Source organism: Eubacterium sp. SB2 (assembly GCF_001244405.1).
Taxonomy (GTDB): domain Bacteria; phylum Bacillota; class Clostridia; order Lachnospirales; family Lachnospiraceae; genus Faecalicatena; species Faecalicatena contortus_B.
The window spans coordinates 325,703-344,437 of sequence record NZ_LN865152.1; the positions used below are offsets into that span (position 1 = coordinate 325,703).

At 42.5% G+C, this 18,735-nt stretch carries 14 protein-coding genes and 2 pseudogenes; 2 read left to right on the forward strand and 14 right to left on the reverse strand.

Features of this window, described 5'->3' with window-relative positions; translation table 11 throughout:
- Nucleotides 1-7: 7 nt before the first annotated feature.
- Complete coding sequence (locus tag BN1938_RS08975) at nt 8-2,377, reverse strand: glycoside hydrolase family 3 N-terminal domain-containing protein (RefSeq protein ID WP_050640273.1); 2,370 nt, start codon at nt 2,375-2,377, stop codon at nt 8-10.
- Nucleotides 2,378-3,071: 694 nt separating this feature from the next.
- Between BN1938_RS08975 and BN1938_RS23890 the strand changes: the two genes are divergently transcribed.
- Entirely contained in the window at nt 3,072-3,593 is a 522-nt protein-coding gene (locus BN1938_RS23890) for an AAA family ATPase (protein WP_242843831.1), read from the forward strand.
- Between the two features lie 705 nt (nt 3,594-4,298).
- On the opposite strand, the pseudogene BN1938_RS08990 reads toward BN1938_RS23890, so the two are convergent.
- The 8 genes and pseudogenes from BN1938_RS08990 to BN1938_RS09020 all read right to left on the reverse strand — a co-directional run bounded on the left by BN1938_RS08990 (nt 4,299) and on the right by BN1938_RS09020 (nt 12,858).
- A pseudogene (locus BN1938_RS08990) lies at nt 4,299-5,512 on the reverse strand (IS256 family transposase).
- Between the two features lie 416 nt (nt 5,513-5,928).
- Nucleotides 5,929-6,249: a type II toxin-antitoxin system RelE/ParE family toxin gene (locus BN1938_RS08995; protein WP_050640275.1), complete on the reverse strand. Its 321-nt coding sequence runs from the start codon at nt 6,247-6,249 to the stop codon at nt 5,929-5,931.
- Nucleotides 6,242-6,400, reverse strand: a complete 159-nt coding sequence (locus BN1938_RS23350; protein WP_156320698.1) for a hypothetical protein — start codon at nt 6,398-6,400, stop codon at nt 6,242-6,244. The genes BN1938_RS08995 and BN1938_RS23350 overlap by 8 nt, the downstream gene beginning before the upstream one ends.
- 331 nt (nt 6,401-6,731) lie before the next feature.
- Nucleotides 6,732-7,185 (reverse strand): annotated as a pseudogene (locus BN1938_RS09000) (class II fructose-bisphosphate aldolase); the annotation flags it as partial.
- Nucleotides 7,172-8,932: a lysozyme family protein gene (locus tag BN1938_RS24200; protein WP_050640277.1), complete on the reverse strand. Its 1,761-nt coding sequence runs from the start codon at nt 8,930-8,932 to the stop codon at nt 7,172-7,174. The gene BN1938_RS24200 and the pseudogene BN1938_RS09000, both read right to left, overlap by 14 nt.
- A 38-nt stretch (nt 8,933-8,970) precedes the next feature.
- Nucleotides 8,971-9,375 carry a DUF6075 family protein gene (locus BN1938_RS09010; protein WP_050640278.1) on the reverse strand — a complete coding sequence of 135 codons (405 nt, stop codon included), beginning with the start codon at nt 9,373-9,375 and terminating at the stop codon, nt 8,971-8,973.
- A gap of 803 nt (nt 9,376-10,178) precedes the next feature.
- Nucleotides 10,179-12,500 carry a VirB4-like conjugal transfer ATPase, CD1110 family gene (locus tag BN1938_RS09015; RefSeq protein ID WP_050640279.1) on the reverse strand — a complete coding sequence of 774 codons (2,322 nt, stop codon included), beginning with the start codon at nt 12,498-12,500 and terminating at the stop codon, nt 10,179-10,181.
- Entirely contained in the window at nt 12,400-12,858 is a 459-nt protein-coding gene (locus tag BN1938_RS09020) for a PrgI family protein (protein WP_050640280.1), read from the reverse strand. Before BN1938_RS09020 ends, BN1938_RS09015 begins: the two co-directional genes overlap by 101 nt.
- A 142-nt stretch (nt 12,859-13,000) precedes the next feature.
- On the opposite strand from BN1938_RS09020, the gene BN1938_RS09025 reads away from it, so the two are divergent.
- Nucleotides 13,001-13,381 carry a hypothetical protein gene (locus tag BN1938_RS09025; protein ID WP_050640281.1) on the forward strand — a complete coding sequence of 127 codons (381 nt, stop codon included), beginning with the start codon at nt 13,001-13,003 and terminating at the stop codon, nt 13,379-13,381.
- 43 nt (nt 13,382-13,424) lie between these two features.
- Here the strand turns inward: BN1938_RS09025 and BN1938_RS09030 are convergent, their stop codons facing one another.
- The 5 genes from BN1938_RS09030 to BN1938_RS09050 form a co-directional block, all read right to left on the reverse strand.
- The gene (locus tag BN1938_RS09030) at nt 13,425-14,264 is read right to left on the reverse strand and encodes a VirB6/TrbL-like conjugal transfer protein, CD1112 family (RefSeq protein WP_050640282.1); all 840 of its coding nucleotides are present in this window, start codon (nt 14,262-14,264) and stop codon (nt 13,425-13,427) included.
- A 58-nt stretch (nt 14,265-14,322) separates the two neighbouring features.
- Nucleotides 14,323-14,595, reverse strand: a complete 273-nt coding sequence (locus BN1938_RS09035) for a glutamyl-tRNA amidotransferase (protein WP_242843854.1) — start codon at nt 14,593-14,595, stop codon at nt 14,323-14,325.
- A 103-nt stretch (nt 14,596-14,698) separates the two neighbouring features.
- Nucleotides 14,699-16,507, reverse strand: a complete 1,809-nt coding sequence (locus BN1938_RS09040) for a VirD4-like conjugal transfer protein, CD1115 family (protein ID WP_050640283.1) — start codon at nt 16,505-16,507, stop codon at nt 14,699-14,701.
- Between the two features lie 87 nt (nt 16,508-16,594).
- Nucleotides 16,595-17,353: a PcfB family protein gene (locus tag BN1938_RS09045; protein ID WP_050640284.1), complete on the reverse strand. Its 759-nt coding sequence runs from the start codon at nt 17,351-17,353 to the stop codon at nt 16,595-16,597.
- A complete protein-coding gene (locus BN1938_RS09050; protein ID WP_050640285.1) occupies nt 17,337-18,734 on the reverse strand; it encodes a relaxase/mobilization nuclease domain-containing protein in 1,398 nt (465 codons plus the stop codon). Before BN1938_RS09050 ends, BN1938_RS09045 begins: the two co-directional genes overlap by 17 nt.
- Between the last annotated feature and the right edge of the window lies 1 nt (nt 18,735).

Consider the following 18,735-nt stretch of genomic DNA (forward strand, 5'->3'; position numbering starts at 1 on the left):
TACCTATTTATTTTATTTCATAATTTGCATAAAAGCCTCGCTTTGCAGGACGAATAACCGTTGTATCAGTAATACGGAAGGTCTTCTGCAATGGAAGATCTACTGAGGAGCCGCCTACTTTGACCATCATATCGCCAGCTTCCACAATCCAATTCCCATCTTTTCCAACAAAAGCAAACTGATCTGCTCGCATCGAAAAAAACACAGTTTTCTCTTCTCCTACTTTAAGCACGATTCTGGCACAACCAGCAAACTCCTGATAAGGGCGCAACTTAGAAGCCTGCAAATCTGATACATAAAGCTGTACTACCTCTTCTCCATCCATTGTTCCAGTATTCTTAACCTTGCAAGAAACAAAAACAGTTTCTTCTGCTGAGACTTCTTGATTCAATACCTGGAGATCACTATATGTAAAATTGGAATAGCTTAGACCCTGACCAAAATAAAATAGAGGTTCCATCTCCGAATCTACGTACCGACAGGAACAGGTGGAACATTCCTTACTGTAGTAGCTATTTCCCGTATACTGTCCATTATAGATTGGAATTTGACCGACATTTCTAGGAACTGTTACAGATAAGCGGCCTGCCGGGTTGTAATCTCCGAACAATACATCCGACAAAGCTTTTCCTCCTGTTGTTCCCGGGAACCAGTTTTCCAGGATTGCACTTGCTTTTTCTACTATGGCTGGGCTTGATAAAGGTCTCGCATCCATATGTACAACGATAACAGGAGTTCCGGTTTCAATTAGGTTCAATGCTAATTCTTCCTGCACGCCAGTAAGACCAATATCATCGCTGTCTATTCCTTCACCAATGGTACATGAGCCTCCCCATCCATATTTTCCACCTACTGTCATAATGACTATATCCGAAGTTTTTGCAAGCTGGCTGGCTGCTTCAAACTGAGATCTGTCCTTGCCAGCCACATCGCATCCACGAAGATATGTTACCTCTGCTTCCGGATTTTTCTCACAGATGCAGCTCAAAATAGTTTTGGTATATGGATAAGCGGCTGCCACTGCTTCAATCGCAGCCGCATTATCGCATTCCACGCTGCTCTGCGGATACATCGGTACATCCTTTTTCACTTTCATTGTCGCTTCCGCAAGATCGTTGACATTCGTATCCATCCCTGCCTGATCGGCCAGCGAACCACCAATCATCATATCCGTACCAGCAGCAAAAGTATAACCACCAAACACTAGCCGGATATTGTCCGCATGAGGCCCAATAACCGCTATCTTCTGTTTTATTTTCTGGAGCGGAAGGATTCCGTCATTTTTCAAAAGTACAATCGATTCCCGTGCTGCCTGAAGGCTCTTTGACCAACTTTCTTCAGTATTATAACAGCTGAAGCTTTTCCTGTTTCGCTTGCCTTTTTCTAACAACCCAAGCTTCCTCTTCTTCTCTAGAATACGCAAAACGGATCTGTCAATTAATTCCTCTGAGATTTCTCCATTTTTCACAGCACTTATCAAATGCTCAAAACTATAGCCAATTGGTATCGGGCATTCAATATCAAGTCCTGCTTGAAGAGCCTGTTGCCCTGCTTCCCTCATATCTGCCGCCAGACGATGATCCACTAGATGTTCAATGGATGCATAATCTGAGATGACCGTCCCCTCAAACTCCATTTCGTTTCTTAGAAGCTCAGTCAGTATCTTTTCTGATCCTATAACCATTTCCCCATCAATTGTTCCGTAGGAGTTCATAACTGATATCATACCAGCTTCTGTCATGGCTGCTTGGAACGGTTTTGCATATACTTCACGAATCTCACTCATTGAAGCCATGCACGTTGCCATATTCAGTCCGCCTGCGGACAAACCATATCCCAGGAAATGTTTTCCGGTTGCAGCAATCATCTCACCTTCTCCTCCCTGCAGACCTTTTACATATGAAGTACCAATCAATGCGCATAAAGTTGGGTCTTCTCCGTAAGTCTCGCCAATTCTTCCCCACCTCTGGTCACGGCAGACATCTAAAACCGGAGCCAGTGCCTGGTGAAATCCGGCTGCAACAGCCTGATCATGTATAACCGCTGCTACTTCCCCCACTAATTTAGGATTAAATGTTGCTCCTAATCCGATTGCTGATGGAAATACGGTGGCTTCTGCGATTGAAACACCAGTTAACGTTTCCACATGAAATGCTGGTGAGACTCCTTCTGCATTTTTTGCAATTGCCGCTCTTGAATCTTCAATCGTTTGAGCAAGCTCCTCTTTCGTCATCCCTACTGGCATAATTGCCCCCTCACCAAGACCATGTGGGCAGGCAGATGAATCAATACTTGATCCGAGACTCAGCATACACTGTAGTTGAGCTATCTTTTGTTCTAACGTCATTTTTTTGATAATTTCTTTTACTCTATTCATCGTTCTCCTCTTTCAATTAATATTTTGTTTTAGAAAAAATTGCTATGAAATATTCTTTCTCCTTTCGCTTATATTTTTATACATGTGGAATTTTTATTAACAACTGTTGCTTTTTATATTTTATTTTATAGTGGTAAATCCTTAAAATCAATCATCATAAATCAGCAAATCGTATAGGTATTAACACTTTTCTCATTTTCGTCTATAAGTTTAATTTTTTCATCAATGTGAATAATATTGAGGGGATTTTTTTGGTGAAAAGTCACAGCAAAAAGACCAGAAAGCAAATGAGGCTTCCTGGTCAAATTATTATGTTTTGTATTGCTTATGATAACGAACGGCACTCTGAACCAACTAAAGATACCACATCATTTCTGATGTATCCCAACGAGTGTAATACATCACTACATTATAGCTTTTAGGAAAAATGGTAAACACATCAAAAAATACTATATCGGATCCTATACTATGCATTTGTCTCCGAAAAGAAATCTTGTCCGCCTGAATACTGTAATTCAGTGTCGATACAAATCTTGCTCCTGCGCCCAGAATCAGGCTGATGAACATCTGAAGCCCAGTAAAGAAGATAAAGTCTGCTTTAGCGTAACACGGTTAAATATAGAACACGGCGTTGCATACCAGTCCGACATCACCCTTGTTAAAATCAGCTCAAGCGGAGGCGGCTTTAACTCCTATGAGTAGATCTAATTCTGTTGCTATTCCTGTAGATAGCGAATCAAGAATAAACATTGCTGATATAATTTATCTTTATAAAAATGAGATTGAGATTATTCTTTCAAAACAAAATGCTGAAAAATTAGAATCTTTTATTTTAAGTTATCAGAATGCTGACAAACTTAATTCTTTTGGTATAAATGTTTCTAATTCGCTATTACTATGCGGACCACCAGGATGTGGAAAAACAAAGTGCGCCTACTTAATTGCTAAACAATTAAATTTGCCGTTCGTTGTCGCTAGGCTAGATAGCCTGATTTCTTCATATCTAGGTACAACGGCCAAAAACATTCGCAGTTTATTTGAGTTTGCACAAAAAATGCCCTGTGTATTATTTTTAGATGAATTTGATGCTATTGCCAAGGCAAAAGATCATAATAATAAACTTGGAGAACTAAAAGGAGTTGTTAATAGTCTTCTACAGAATATTGATATAATGAGTAAAGATAGTCTGATGTTAGCTGCAACTAATCACCAGTAATTACTTGATCCTGCTATATGGCGAAGATTCGACTACAAATTAGAAATCGAATTGCCTGACTGGGATGCTATAACAGAATTAGTTACACTGTTTTCAAATGAACTATATACATTCAGCCAAAAAGAAATTTTAGGGATTTCAACCTTGTTTGATGGACTAAGCGGTGCAGATATAGAGGAGATTATAACCAAAGCGAGGAATTTTTTATTACACAAAATATTATTCCTCAAAACTGCAATGAATCACGAAAGTTATTGAGAATTAAGGCAAAATATCTGCGCGAGAAGGATTCTAAAGTTTTTAATTTACAAGCAATCGCAGATATCTTAGGTAGTTCAAAAACAACAATTCAGAAAATTGTAAAGGAGGTTCAGTCATGAGCGAAATTAATTTACGAAGAATTTTTTCTATTCTATAGGCTACTATAGCCCATTGTATGTGAGGGCGTAAAAATTTCTGTGTCTATGGAAAATGATTTTTCCTGATAAGAACTAGATATGTATAGGAACTTTGTCGAGTACTGTTTCTTTACGGTGTCGAATTTCTTTTCTAATTATAGATTAGCAATGTTTATGAAGAACGTGGGCTCTGCCCACACCCGACCTCTGGAATAAGAGTGGGGATTTCTGGCAATACTGCTAATGCCGAAGGAATAAGGCCGGAACGGGCTAGTTAGGAAATGCTGCCGTTCCGGTTCTCTTCATTTTAAAGATACTGGGTGATCCGTTCATCGTAGAGAACAATCAGCTGATTTAGTACCTGATCCCAGTTCCGGTATCTCTGTGTCCATTTCTTTATGACATTCCCACTAGCAAGATATCGCATTTTTTCTAATGAGCTGTTACTTGGAAATACACTCTTTGTCTTGGTGACTTTACGGTACTGACGGTTCAAACCTTCTATGATGTTGGTGGTATACATAATTCGCCTGATATCCCCGGAGAACTGAAAGAAAGAACTGACGTCCTCCCAGTTGTTCTCCCAATTGCTGATTGCATAGGGATATTTCTTCCCCCACTTCTCTTTTATATTCTCCAGTTCTGAAAGGGCAGCGGATTCATTTGGTGCATGATATACTTCCTTGAAGTCAGAAGAGAATTTCTTGAGGTCATTATAGTTCACATATTTGAAAGAGTTACGTAGCATATGGATGACGCACCGCTGGATTTCTGCCAGCGGATATACCGCTTGAATCGCATCCTTAAACCCTGGGAGACCATCTACACAGAAAAACAGCACATCCTTCACTCCTCGGTTCTTCAGATCATTGAGCATTCCAAGCCAAAACTTGCTACTTTCATTGGCTCCTACAGTGATACTCAGGATATCTTTGTACCCCCAACCGTCACACCCAGCACTACATATGCGGCACGACTGAGAATGCGGCCGTCTTCTCTTACTTTGTAATGGATGCAGTCCATGAAGACAAAAGGATATATGGGATTCAACGGGCGTGACTGCCATTCTTTGACCTCAGGGAGAATCTTATCTGTTATCTTGCTGACCATTTCTGCCGACATCTCAATGCCATAGAGATCCTGGAGCTGGTCATTAATATCCCTTGTGCTCATGCCCCGTGTATAAAGAGATATCACCTTCTCCTCAATGCCAGAGATGTCACACTGGTATTTTGGGATAAGTTTCGGCTCAAATTCCCCATTCTGGTCTCTGGGAATGTCCACCTGAAATTCTCCGTACTGGCTCTTGAGTGTTTTTGAAGAATGTCCATTCCTTTTGTTGTCGGTAAGCAAATCTCCTTTATGATTTTTTTCATACCCAAGGGAGGCATCCAATTCTGCTTCCATAAGTTCCTGGAGGATGTCCTTAAAACTATCCTTCAATAGTGCGTAGACATCGGCAACGCTGCTAATGTTGTTTTCTGAAATAATCTGTCGAATTTGTTCCTTTGCTACTGACATAAAAAATACTCCTTTTCGATAAGAATTGTCATATCTTAATTCTTACCAAAAAGGAGCCACTTTTTTCCAAGGACACAAACTAATTTACACTACCTCTCCTCAACTACGGCAACCCAGATCGAACTTCGCGGGTACAGCATCAAAAAACAATATTTTCAGTATAAAATACGCATATTCCGCAGCATCTGTTTCCCTACATTCAATAGAGTATACCGGAATAGTACAGCACTGCAGTTCTGACTCAGCTTTTCGTAGACTGCCACTCCCTCCGTTACCGGATATTTATGAGTATTCAGTTAACCTATCAGTGTATTAGTTCCCACAATCTGCTTACTGATCTTCAGAGGCAGTAAAAATATATTCTCTCAAAATATTAAGGGACTGCATAAACCGCACTCCCTTATATTGATCTGCTTTTATTTAATTAATATCTCTTTCCAATTCCGACGGTTATGACCAACTCTTAATATGATAACTGTCTTCATCATGTCCATTATTTCATAAAAAATATAATGATTTTTATATGGCATACAGTGAATCCCCTGACTGGCTAAAACAACGTCATCTACCAAGGGATAGCGTTCTGGTAATTCTTTCAGTCTCCCCATTGCGCTACGTAGACCGGTAATAAAGTTCCGTGCAGTTTCAGGCTCTAATAACGTATATGTAATATAGTCACCTATATCAATAATGTCATCTTTGGCCCGCCTAGTAAGTATAATGCTATAATCAGGCATCTCGGTACCTGCTTTCTATTTCATCAAATACTTCATCAAAATCATAGAGGTTACCATCCTGGACATCCTTCAAGCCTTCATTAATAAAATTACGAATTTCCATTCTTGCTAATTCCTCTGGAGAAAAAGTAACTTTTTCTGCTGTTACCATTGAATACACCTCCTACTGCAATTTACTTATAAACAGTATATCATAGTTTGCACAATTATTACCATAAATATTCGCATCTATATACTTCATGGAATTACAAGAATATGGTATCGCCTTTGAATCGTCTTTATTTGCACTGTCTCCGAGGGAATACCACAGACAGTGGTTTTAATGTCAGATACGCTTATATGCAGACCAGGTGTAATTGTTCAGAACCATGAACAGTTACACAAAGTGCGCACTTGTAATCTACATACTTCATTTTACACTCCCTATAATTTCATATAACCCGCCATAAGCATTTTAGCTTCAACTTGCATTTCCTCTATAACTAAGCCTTCTGTTCCCTCCCAAGTACGTCAATAATCTTATAACTTACAAGTGTCCTAATATTTGCACGTCCTTCTTTAGGATAGGCTCTTGGGTCAAATGCAGATGGATCTTTTGCCAATACTTTTCCTTCCCCGCCGTGATGCAAGCCGCAGGTCTGAATCTATATTGATTTTACACACTGCTGATTTCGCGGCCTCACGCAGCATATATTCCGGAATCCCAATTGCATCTGCCAGAGAATCAACACCTGTTCTTTTCACAAACTCCTCCACCTGATCCGGATTGGTATATGCCACATCCGCCGCGGACACATTGACATCATCTTCGATCCCTGCAAGCTGTCCCAATTCGCCTTCTACCACGACACCGTGTGCATGCGCATATTCTGCCACTCTTTTTGTCGCCTCAATATTTGTTTCGAAATCATGATGTGAACCGTCAATTAGTATATTCTATTTCAAATGGACTGTCATTAATTCCATATCCATTTATACCTATATAATCAATAGGGTAATTAGCTTTACTAAACTCATCCTCATAATTTCCCTCCACGGTATATAGCATCCCATCTTCTACTTTTTCTACAATTCCCACATGTTCTGATATCCCATCACCATCAGAATCAAAAAATATAATATCTCCAGATGCAGGGACATAATCCCGCCCTTTCCAGCGTCCATGCTCCTGAAACCATGCAACACCAGTTGGACAATATGCAAATTTCGGCACCACTCCGCTTTCTATATATCCACACTGCTCTGCACACCAGGAAACAAAACAGGCACACCACTCTTCTCTTCTACTGAATCCATACCATCTCCAATAAGGCTCTCCTCCCAAATTCCCAACCTGCGACAGCGCAACTTCCACTATCGCTTTGCTTCCCCCACCTCGTTCCACCTCTCTAAAAGCATAATAGCGCAGAACATGGAAAGCATATTCCTTGTCGCCATAACTGCTCCATCCCATCCTCTGCGCCATCATATCTGAATATTGGGCTGCATTTGCAGCCGTATACTTTCCATCCTTTTCTATCGCCCAGTCAATATACGCATTTCCAAAATTATAGCCCTGCAAAGCCAGTTTGATTCGTGTTATATCTATCGGATTCTTCACATCAGCCATCTGAATACTGTCCCGCAGCATCTGCACACCGCATTCAATAGAGTATGCGGGATCCGTTATTCCATTTGGTGTATGGGGATACCGATTATTATAGCCGCATTCTGAACTTTGCATGGGATCTTGCCCGCGCCCACCACTTTCCTGCATCATAACCGCTTTAATTAGTTCTGTATAATCTTCAATTCCATATTGCGAGGCATACCGCCAGATAATAGATTCATACTGACGAACCTCAACACTGATCAAATTATCTATAATCCCATTGTTTCCTCCACTCACAGACAAAACACTCCCGAAAAGAACAATCATCAGAATCAGTGCCACTGCTGCACTCCCAAATGTTGAAGCTATTAAAAATATGCTCCTGGTGGCATAGACCATATTCCTAGTAAACTTGTAAACGCCACGAACCAGGTTCTTAGTTACTGAAACCGCACTCCCAATTTTCTGGGAATTCTTTACAGTGTTTTCTATAGCTTTAGCTGCTCTTAACACGGCCTGACCACTTGTACTGATAGATGTCCCGGCAGTTTTCATCCCCTGCTGACTTGGTTTCTGAACCTGATAAACAGCTTGTTTTATTTCTTTCCCCGCAGCATAGTTACACTGCTTTGCTTCCTGCTGAGAACGCTCTAAAATCTTTATTTTTTTCTTTATTTTATCTTTTTGTTTAATCTTAAATTTCTTAATTGGCGACTGGACATCCCGATCTGCTGACATATTGTCCTGTCTACCTGGCGGCCCGGCTTTTGTTCCAAATGTCTGTTCATTAGTTGAATGACACCCCTCATTAGCCTGATTTGAGTATCTTTTACGTATTTTTGAGACCTGTAGAACTGTTTTACCGCTATGAACTAATCCCTGTTTTCCTGTAAAGCTGGCAGCTTTTTTTGTCCCTACACTAATCTTATCGTCTGCATAAGCTGATGGGGAGCCCTCGGCATCATCCTGAGCACCACTGATATCCATTTTGGTTTTCACTGCCGGATCCTTCAAATGTCCCAAAACAATCTCAGCCCTATTCAGTACTTTAATAACTCTTCTGTTTTCCTTCTCTTTAATATCTCTCCCCATCAGTTTTGCCTCCCTCTTCTACCGTACTGACAACAAATTTATCTAAACCAAACCTTCTCCTGCCCTCTTTTCGGCTCTGTTCTGAATTGTTCTGGATACCTCAGTTTTACACTTTCCATATAGTACGGAGCGAAACGGCTGTTGAACAATTCATATGGGCACAGCATCTCTTCCCGACTCTCCTGCATAAACCCATTCCACAAATTAAAAGCAAGACGTGTAATCTCCGTGCTCTCTCCCGTCTGCCATGCTGCATGGATTGCCTCCGGCTTAATACTGTCATCCTTAAAATCAAATAACTTACCAACGTTATCCCGGGTCATTTCCGTAATTCCAATGCAATAAAAAAAGGCACAGTGGTATTTGTCTCTCCTCCCACTCTGCCTCAACATGTGTTTATAAAATTCTTCATGTTCCTTTGATATAAAATACAATCCGTCCATTATATCTCTCCATTCACTTAAATCTACCCACGCTAAAGTTCGATACATAAAATTGGGGCACCGAGTGTTTATACCAAATGCCTTGTACTCCTGCTGTTTGACAACATTTTCTCTGGACGCAAAAAAGCGCATGAAACTGTTATGTCTCATACGCCTCAATGTTTCCAACTATTATAAACTTTCGCGTTCTAATATCCTCTCAATCTCTTCAGATAAAAGACTCCTGTCAAATACAGAAAATTATACCGATGTACCTCCACCACATAGCCTTATCCTTTATCTACACAGTTTTAGAAAAGGGAATGTCGATGCCGCAGCACCAAACATTCCCTTCTCATGTTTGATTTTTCCGTTGTCTGCCAACCGCCAGCACCTACGTATGGAAAATAACAGGTTTTTCCGTTGCCTGCCAACCTCCGACACCTGCGTTCGGAAAACGTATCAGATTTTAGGTGTCAACCCACCGCTGATTCACAGCTTGTCTAATTACATTTTACAATACTCTTTCCGCAAAATGCAATTACAACTTATTTTATTTCGACATAATAATGTTCATTCAGAAGATATCTCCTTTGTTATTTGACAATAATAAGTCATACTCTTTTCCGACTTTTTGACAATAACTAGTTATACAAAATTTAGTTTTCAGCAAAAAATGCCGCTACACAGACTAAACCATGCAACGACATTTTCTATGACTTTTTTACACTAACTTTACAACAACCAATCCTAACGGTTTTTCACATTAATATAACTTTTTATTGTAAAAGTATAATTATCTATTGTAAATTACCACTTTCTATTTAAAACTCCTCCGATGGCTTGGTGGTCATCAACCGATACAGTTCCGTATCCTTAGGAAATGGATTCAAAAACGGCACCAGGGAACTCCCCACTTTTGCCAGCCCATTCCCCGCCCTGGCGTTCGTAACATAATTCAGTTGTTCCTGCGAAATATGCAGCAGTTCCGCCAGCCGGTCCCTGTCAGAAGCCGCCTGGTTCAGCATCAAAATAAATTCAGAATTAGAAAGCATAGTGCGCGCCTTTGTAGAATCCAGAACATATTCCACATTCTGTGTCAGACTCGTCACCCATGCATTTCTCTTCCGGAACCGCCGATACGCACTATCAAAAAAGTTCTCGCTGTACCGGTGTTCCAAAAGTGTATGAAATTCATCCAAAAAGATATGTGTTCGAATTCCATTCTCCCAGTTTGTCGCCACCCGGTTAATCATATGATCAGTAATGACCAGCTGCCCCACAGCTTTTAAATCCTCTGTCATATCCCGTGTATTAAAGCAAATAATCCGATTACTAATGTCCACATTCGATGGATGTGCAAAGATATCCAATGTCCCATCCGTAAACAATTCCAGCATTAATGCCAATTCCTGTGCCTCCGGCTCCGTCTGCTCCAACAGTATCCGCCTCAGCTGAAAGAAACTTGGAACAATCCCACTCTTTTTTCCATCTTGATAAACCCTTGCAACGCACCGATCCAGAATACTCTTTTCCTTAGGCCCAATAGCTTGGTGATCACTGATCCGTTCAAATAGAGACAGGATAAACTGGGACTTATCAATAATCGGATCCTTCTCCCCATACCCCTTCACCATATCCATCGCATTGAGATGTACCTGCCCGCCCGCAGAAAAGGTCAGCACAATTCCATACAATGCCTCAACTAACAACTGATACTCGCCTTCTGGATCGTAGATCAGGATATGATCATCGGTAGACAAGGCAATCAAAACAATCAGCAACTTAGTGAGCATAGACTTCCCGCTTCCCGGAACTCCCAGGACAAATGCCGAAGGATTCAGTAGATTATCCCTGTTTACCAGTATCAGATTATGGGAAATTGCATTCACCCCAATATATATCCCCCCGGCATCCAGAACCTCCTGCGCCCGGAATGGCATCAATACAGCCAGACTTTCCGTTGTCAGTGTCCGAAGTGCATGAATCTTCCTGACTCCAATCGGCAGCGCAGTATTCAGTCCATCCATCTGCTGATACCGAAGCACTGCAAACTGACACATATGCTCCCTTCCGATCGCCAGCAGAGCCTCCGTATCAATGTCCAGCTGTTTCTTTGTATCCGCCGTGTGCACCAGCGTCAGTACCGCAATCATCATCCTCTGATCGCGTGTAATCAGATCATTCAAAAATTCCTTGCTTTCCTTCCGCTGCATCTCCATATCGTAGGGAATGGCCGCACTAAAATTCTGGTTTGCATTCTGCCGCCTCTGCCAATTTGTAATATTCGTCTCCACCCCAAGCAGCCGCCTTTCTACTTCCTGTACTGCTTCATCAGTAGGCACAGGTATAATGTCAATGCTCAGCATCATATTCCTGTTGATATCTGCCAGAGCGGAAATCATATTGTCCTTGATATAAGATGCATAATCTTTCAGGTATAAAACACGGCCATACCGCTCCCCCATCCGGAAACAGTCACTTTCAAACGCAAAACTGTCCGGACAGATGGAATCCTTAAAGTCATGTCCTTTTCTGGCAGAGTCCTTCATATCGAACTGGAAGCTGCCTTCTTCCTCTGCACAGTAAAAATCATGCAGAATACGCAGTTTTTCCTCCGTTTCCATTTCCACACAGGCACTTCCGAGATCTGCGAAATGATTTACAAGACTATTTCCCATTCGCAGAAAATAATTTCTCGCCTCCTCTAGGCCCTTTTTAAAGACCGAAACAGTCACATACAGCTCCTTCATAAGCCCATTTGCATCCTGCGTCTTGTTGAGCAGCATCTGATTCACTTCCTTCCTGAAGCGGTCCAGCTCATCCCCCTGGTATGTCATGAGTATTTTTTCCTTGAATTCCTCCTTATTCATCTTCCTTACTGCGACAGTCAGTTTCACAGTCGCGCCACTGTCCAGAGAATTTAAAATGTCACTGTAATTCCAGAACATTCCCTTTTTATCCTCATGGGAAGCCACCTCATAATTAATATCCGTAAACTTATAAGTCTTTGCATACTTATTCCTTCCCACTTTAAATATCCCGTCAGGATAGACTGTCTGAATCGGAATGGCATCCTGCACTCTTTTCGGCACCCTGAATAGCTCCTTGTCTTGTTTCAATACATTTCCCAATGTCTTTATCATGTCGTTTTATCCCCTCCTTCGCTTTTTGTTCCAGGCAGCTTTTCACTGCCTCATAGTATAAATTTTCCGGGCAGAACACCAGATGTTTCGGGATCATAATCTCTGATTTCAGCCACGCCCAAATAAATTGTTCTGCATTCATCCCGTGGTACCGGAAGAATCCCAGTACAGCAAATGGAGCCGCCCCCAGCACACATACCCATGAAACCGTCTCTGTCCCCAGATAAGGATGCAAAAGGAAATAGATCCCCACTGCCGCTCCACATGCCAGGGCAGAAAAAAGAAACTGCCGCAAGGACAGTCCGAAAAACATAGTCTCCGTATATTCCCGTATGTCACGGTTTATTTTTACTTCCATACATCACCAATAGCAACAAACTCTTGACTTCTAATGATAATCCTCATTTTGTTGCCTTTCCTTTCACAAAATATTTGCACATTTGCAATCATTGCCGTTCCTGTTATACTGTTCATAAGAAAACAATTCAGGGGGTGCGACTATGATATATGCAGCTATGCTTTCACTAGGAATAACTATTGTTTTATTCCTGCTTTCTATTATTTTTAAACTTGCCGGTAAATTACGCCTGACGCTTCCGGTCATCTATTTTCTTTTAATCAGCACTGTGCTGAACAAATGGGCTGCCGCACATGAGAAGCTGGCTTTTAACATTCTCTTCGGCCTGCTGGGCATCACACTCATCAGCTGGATTGTATCTCTTTACCACGCAATTCAGGAACGCCGATACATGAGTGCCCGGGCGGATGATATTAAATGGCAGCTGCAGCGCTCAAAAGAAATGGGAATCCCACGCGATGCCGTCTATATAGATGCCCGCGGTGATATGCGCTATGAGGATACCGATGAATCTGTTTTTTAACCTCAAATGCTAACGGACGTTTCCATACTGGGAGCGTCCGTTTTTATAATCCCATCATTTCCCTTACCACCCGGTCTGACATCTTGATTGTCCCTACCAATACCAGCATATTGAATGTTAACTCTGCAATATAGCTCCACACCATAGTCACCGCTGCCTCACTTGTATTGACTGCCGGCGGCGATGACGCGAACAGGGAAAATATAATACAAGCCAGTGCGATGACCGCCCCCTCCAGGCAAACCGCTGCATAACTTTTCAGAAAACTCTTCCCCACGTTCTGACTTGGTTCACCCGCAAATGTTGATAACGGAACCGGCGCTATTGCCGTATACAGGTAAACCTTAAAGAACCGTCCATATACAGACAGTATCATGATAAAAGATAAAACCGTCACCAGCAGCCCGCCTATCAGCGTAACCGCCCACAGCGGAATGCTTTCTAAAAATCCACAATCTTCAATTGCCGTAACCATCTCCTCCGGCAGCACGGCTTCCGTCGTATTTCCGAAGCCTGCCGTATTCATGATGGAAGAAATAATCCCCTGGACAATCGTAAAAAGAGCCATCATCAATTCCATCCCATAGCTAATGATACCTTTTGCCAATGCAAAGCGCACAAACAGCTTCACTGCATGTTCCGGGCGCTTCACCTCTGTGAAACTGCCGCATGTCTTCACTACCCCAACAACAAAAAAGAGTACAAGCAGTGCATATCCAATCGCCTGCAGTGCTCCATTAATATTGACCATAACTGCCCATATCCCCCCGCCTCTGAAGGTTTCCGGAGATTGGGTCAGCAGCTCCCATATCTCCGAAAGCTTCCCGTTCCATATCTCCAATGCCTTCATCAGGTTCTGGACCACCCAATTATCTGACTCCATTTATCCACCTCCTTTCCATGCCCAGACAGCAGATCCTTACCGCCTGTTTCCCTTCTCTTTATCCGGCAATCATATTTAGGATTTCCTTTGCAAATGTTATAATGATTCCTCCTGCCAGAGTCAGGAATCCATTTGCTCTTTGGGATGGATCATGGGATTTCAAGGACAGTCCTACCTGCACAATGCCAAACCCAAGCAGGATCATTCCAATCGCCCTGATCAATCCGAAGATAAAATCAGAAAGATTATTTACAACGGTTATAGGATCGCCTTCCGCATGAACTGTAATGCTTCCAACAGTAAGCAAAAGCACCGCCACAGCATAGATCATAAAAAGACAGCGGGCATTGAAGTCCCTACTTTTACGCCGCCTCTCATTTTTTCTTTCCTTGCACTCTTTCTTCCGGTCCATTTTGTTGCCCCTCCTTTTTGTCTTAGAAATACTCATCCAAATCAGCCTCAGAGAGCAGTTCATAAACAGCTTCTTCCTGTCCTGTTTCCAGCGCCGGTGTAACATCGAACGTACCGTCAGGTAATACACCTGTGACTATGCTGACACTCCCTATCGCCCCGTCTGCCTCTCCATGTCGGTATGGCTTTGCGCCCCCGTCCGTAGTCAGCCCTACATTCGGATGTTTCATGATGTCAAATTTATAATCCTTCACTGCTGGTTCCCCACGGATAAACAAAAGCGCATACCGGTTATCCAGCATACGCACTTCATCGGGTGTCATTAGTTCCCGTCCTGTTATCTGATAGTTCGTGGAATAATTTCCTGAATGCCCTGTCGATTTTCCATAAGTATTCGTATCAATAGTGGCTTTTCCTAACAGCTCACTAACATACTTGTGGGTACCCTGCTCATTTCCTCCCAGATAGAGGAAGCTGTCACAATTCCCTAAAATCGACTCCCACTGCTTTTCGAACAGTGCCTTCAGCTGCGACAGGTTCTGCAGAATAATAGAAACAGATATCCCCCTCGAACGCATTACCGAAAGAATCTTATCAAAGTCATCCGGAAGTGAAACATTGGCAAATTCGTCCATTACAAAGTGCACATGCACCGGCAGACTCCCGCCATATTTGCGGTCAGCCACATAAAAAAGATGCTGAAACAACTGCGTATATAAAATACTGACCAGAAAATTAAAACTTACATCATTGTCTGGTATCAGGGCAAATAACGCCATCTTCTCCTCACCCATCCTGGCCAGTTCCAGTTCATCTGTTGCCGTCAAAGAAGCCAGACTCTCCAAGTTGAATTTTTCCAGCCGTGCCGCCAATGTTATTTGAATGGATTTCAACGTTTTAGCCGAACCCGAATGATATGCACGGTAATACTTCAATGCGATATGCTCCGGCTCCCTCATTTCCAGACGTTCAAACAGTTCATCCAAAGGGCTCTGCTCAGAGCCATCCTCCTCACTCACATCGCCTGCACGCAGCATCTCCATAACCATTGGAAAGTTCTGCTCCTCTTTTGGAGCCTCATATTTTAGGTAAAAAACCAATGCAAGCAGTAGCATGGAGGCCGCCGTGTCCCAAAAGGGATCCTGTGATTGGGAACCTTTTGGCGTAGTGGATTTAAACAAATTTGTAACCAGCCGTTGGACATCGTTATCATTCTGTAAATAAACAAAAGGATTATAGCAGTGTGACCGTTCCATATTAATCAGATCCAGTACCCGCACCACATAGCCTTTGGTTTCCAGCAGATGCCCTGTATCACGTAATATCTCACCTTTGGGATCCAAAATTACCATTGAGCAGTTTGCGCTCATGACATTTGGTTTTCCGAAAAATCTTGTCTTTCCGGAGCCTGCCCCGCCTATTACTACAATGTTCAGGTTCCTTCTGTGTTTCCTGACCTGAAAGCTGATTCTTACATTCCGGGTCAGTATCTTATTACTGCAGAAATCATGATCAGCATATCTCTTCCCCAATACTTTCGGGCTCCCCCACTTTGCACTGCCATGCTCTTCCCCTTTCCGGTAATTACGTTTTGTAGCATAATAGATTCCAATGCCCATTGCATATGCAAGTAAAAACAAAAAAACTGTTTTCAAGCTGCCTTCACACCATACTACCTGCAGGGGATGTTTCATCGACTCTTTCAAACCTGCAGCAATATTCATGAAATTGTCTGGGAGTAATGGTGCTGTCAGCAACGCCGCCCATATAACAGGAACTGCCCCTGCCAGATAAAATGGCAGCGGCAGTTCCTGTTTATATTCTTCTGTCATGTTCCCTTATCCTTTCCAGCCTCCGCTCCAGCACCTCTGTCTTCCGGATCCCGCTGTGAAGATTTCCAAATATATCATTCACCCACTTTACCTCGCTTTCCCTTTCCCTGATTTCCGCCCTGGCTGTGCATGCGGCATTTCCTTTTTGTTCGGTACTTTCTCAACACTTTGTTTTCCTGCCTCCGCCTTCTTTCCCCTTGATTCTTTCATCTCTTTTAGCATCCCGCGAACCGATGGTTTGTGATCCAAATCAGAAGTACCCCTGGCGTCGTTCCCTGGCCTCCTGGAGGATGGCTTTGACAGAGGGCTTTTTTCTGTCTCCCCCATAGAAGGGTTTCCCTGCATTAAGCTCTCTTTTTCTTCCTGCGCTGTCCGATGACCCTGATCTTCCTTTGCTGCCGTTTTTTCTAACAATTCCTCTATAGGTTTCTCTTTTTCAGCCTCATGTTTTACTCCGGCAGTTTCTACAGCAGCAAATTTAAACCGGTCTACAATCCGTTCAATCTTGGCGGCATCTTCTGCTCTTACCATAATATCGCACATTCCATCCGGACTGCCTTTTGAGTCGCGCAGGGCACAGTATAGAACCCCATACCGCTTAGCCTCTTCCTTAAATGTCTTCAGATCGGAGTTCCTAACTCCATAGATCTTCAATTCCTTTCCTGAACGTAGCATGGACTTTAACCGTGTCCTGCCGCTGGTTTTGTTCTTATCTGCATCCCGGAGTGCAGCATACAAAAAGGCAGCAATATTCTTTGCTGCCGAACCTGTAATCTTCAATACAACCTCATATCCTTCCAAAGTCAGACGGACAATCTGTTCCGCCGCATCACCTGACGTATTCATTGTGGTTCCTCTCTTTCTCCTGGTTTTCCTTTTTCCCATACTGTATTGTTTTCATAACAGCTATTTTCTCTTTTATCATCCCCGATCTTTCCCTGATGCCATTACATAATCGTTCTTCTTTTCTGAGACCCGATATCTGACATGTCAGCTCTGCAATATCGTTCTTCACTTTTTCCAGTGTTTCTGTATCTTTTAACTTTCGGGATAAGCCTCGCATTCTTGTTCTCTCCTTGCCCAACTCTCTCATTTGTGCCTTAATCCCTGCCTGATATGCGTCCAACTGTTCTTCCGTATCAATATGATTCCTGCATAATAGCTTGGTCTCTTCAAAAATCCGCTCCATCTTCCGCACATCTTCTTTTAATACGAGAGGCATCTCACCTTGCTTTCGCCGTGAGTGCTTCTGAAATACACCTAATAAATAGCAATAATGGAGGCATAGCCCGCGAAACCCGCCAATCTTACGTGTTTCACTCTTCTTTCCCTTCACCGGAATCTTCCAATATTTATCCCCTCCGCCTCCCTTTGCTCTAATATTTCCGGCTAAGCGTTTCGAAGATTTATTATTTTCTTCCAATATCCTCTTTTGGATATTTTCAAGGGAGTACTCCGGATTCTTCCTGTCAATCCGTACAAAACGCTCCTTTCCCAGTGGGCGGAGTGTAAAATACTTACGGTTCATTTTTATCTCGTATCCCTGAACCTCCATATAATGAAAAAATTGAGAAATCGTGGCGGACCTAGCGATATTTTTCTCAATATCAGCTAATATATAATCTCTCCAGGTCGGTTTCCCCTCCTGTCTTGCTAGATATGCATCATAACTTGGCCGCCTTCCTGTCTTCGGATTCTCAATTACGGACAACTGGTATTCTCTGCAAAGCCGGTCGGATGTTTGCCTCATAAGGTCATAAGATGCATTGTTGTCATAATAGCGGCGCCCATCTGCAAATGAAACCGAATTCAGTACAAAATGGTTATGAATATGGGCCTTATCCAAATGGGTTGCCACGATCACCTCAAACCTGGACCCCCACAATTCCTCTGCCAGCTTCACCCCAATTTCATGGGCCTGCTGTGGGGTGACTTCTCCTGGCATAAAACTCTGATATCCGTGGTATGCAATAATGCCCCCTTCCTTCTGGTACTGTTTCTTCGTAACCATCATTTCCTGCCTTGCTGTTTGGGGATGGCAGTTCAGCCCCGTTACGTAATACTGCTGTTCAGTCTTATAATCCTGCAGCATATAATCCATGACATCCCGCAGCCCCTGCAGATCCTGCCGCGAAAACTTCACATTTTCTGTTTTCTCAGCATTATTTACATAATCAATTACATGATCCATCCTGCCCCTGACATCCCATATCTTTGTCGTAGCCAAT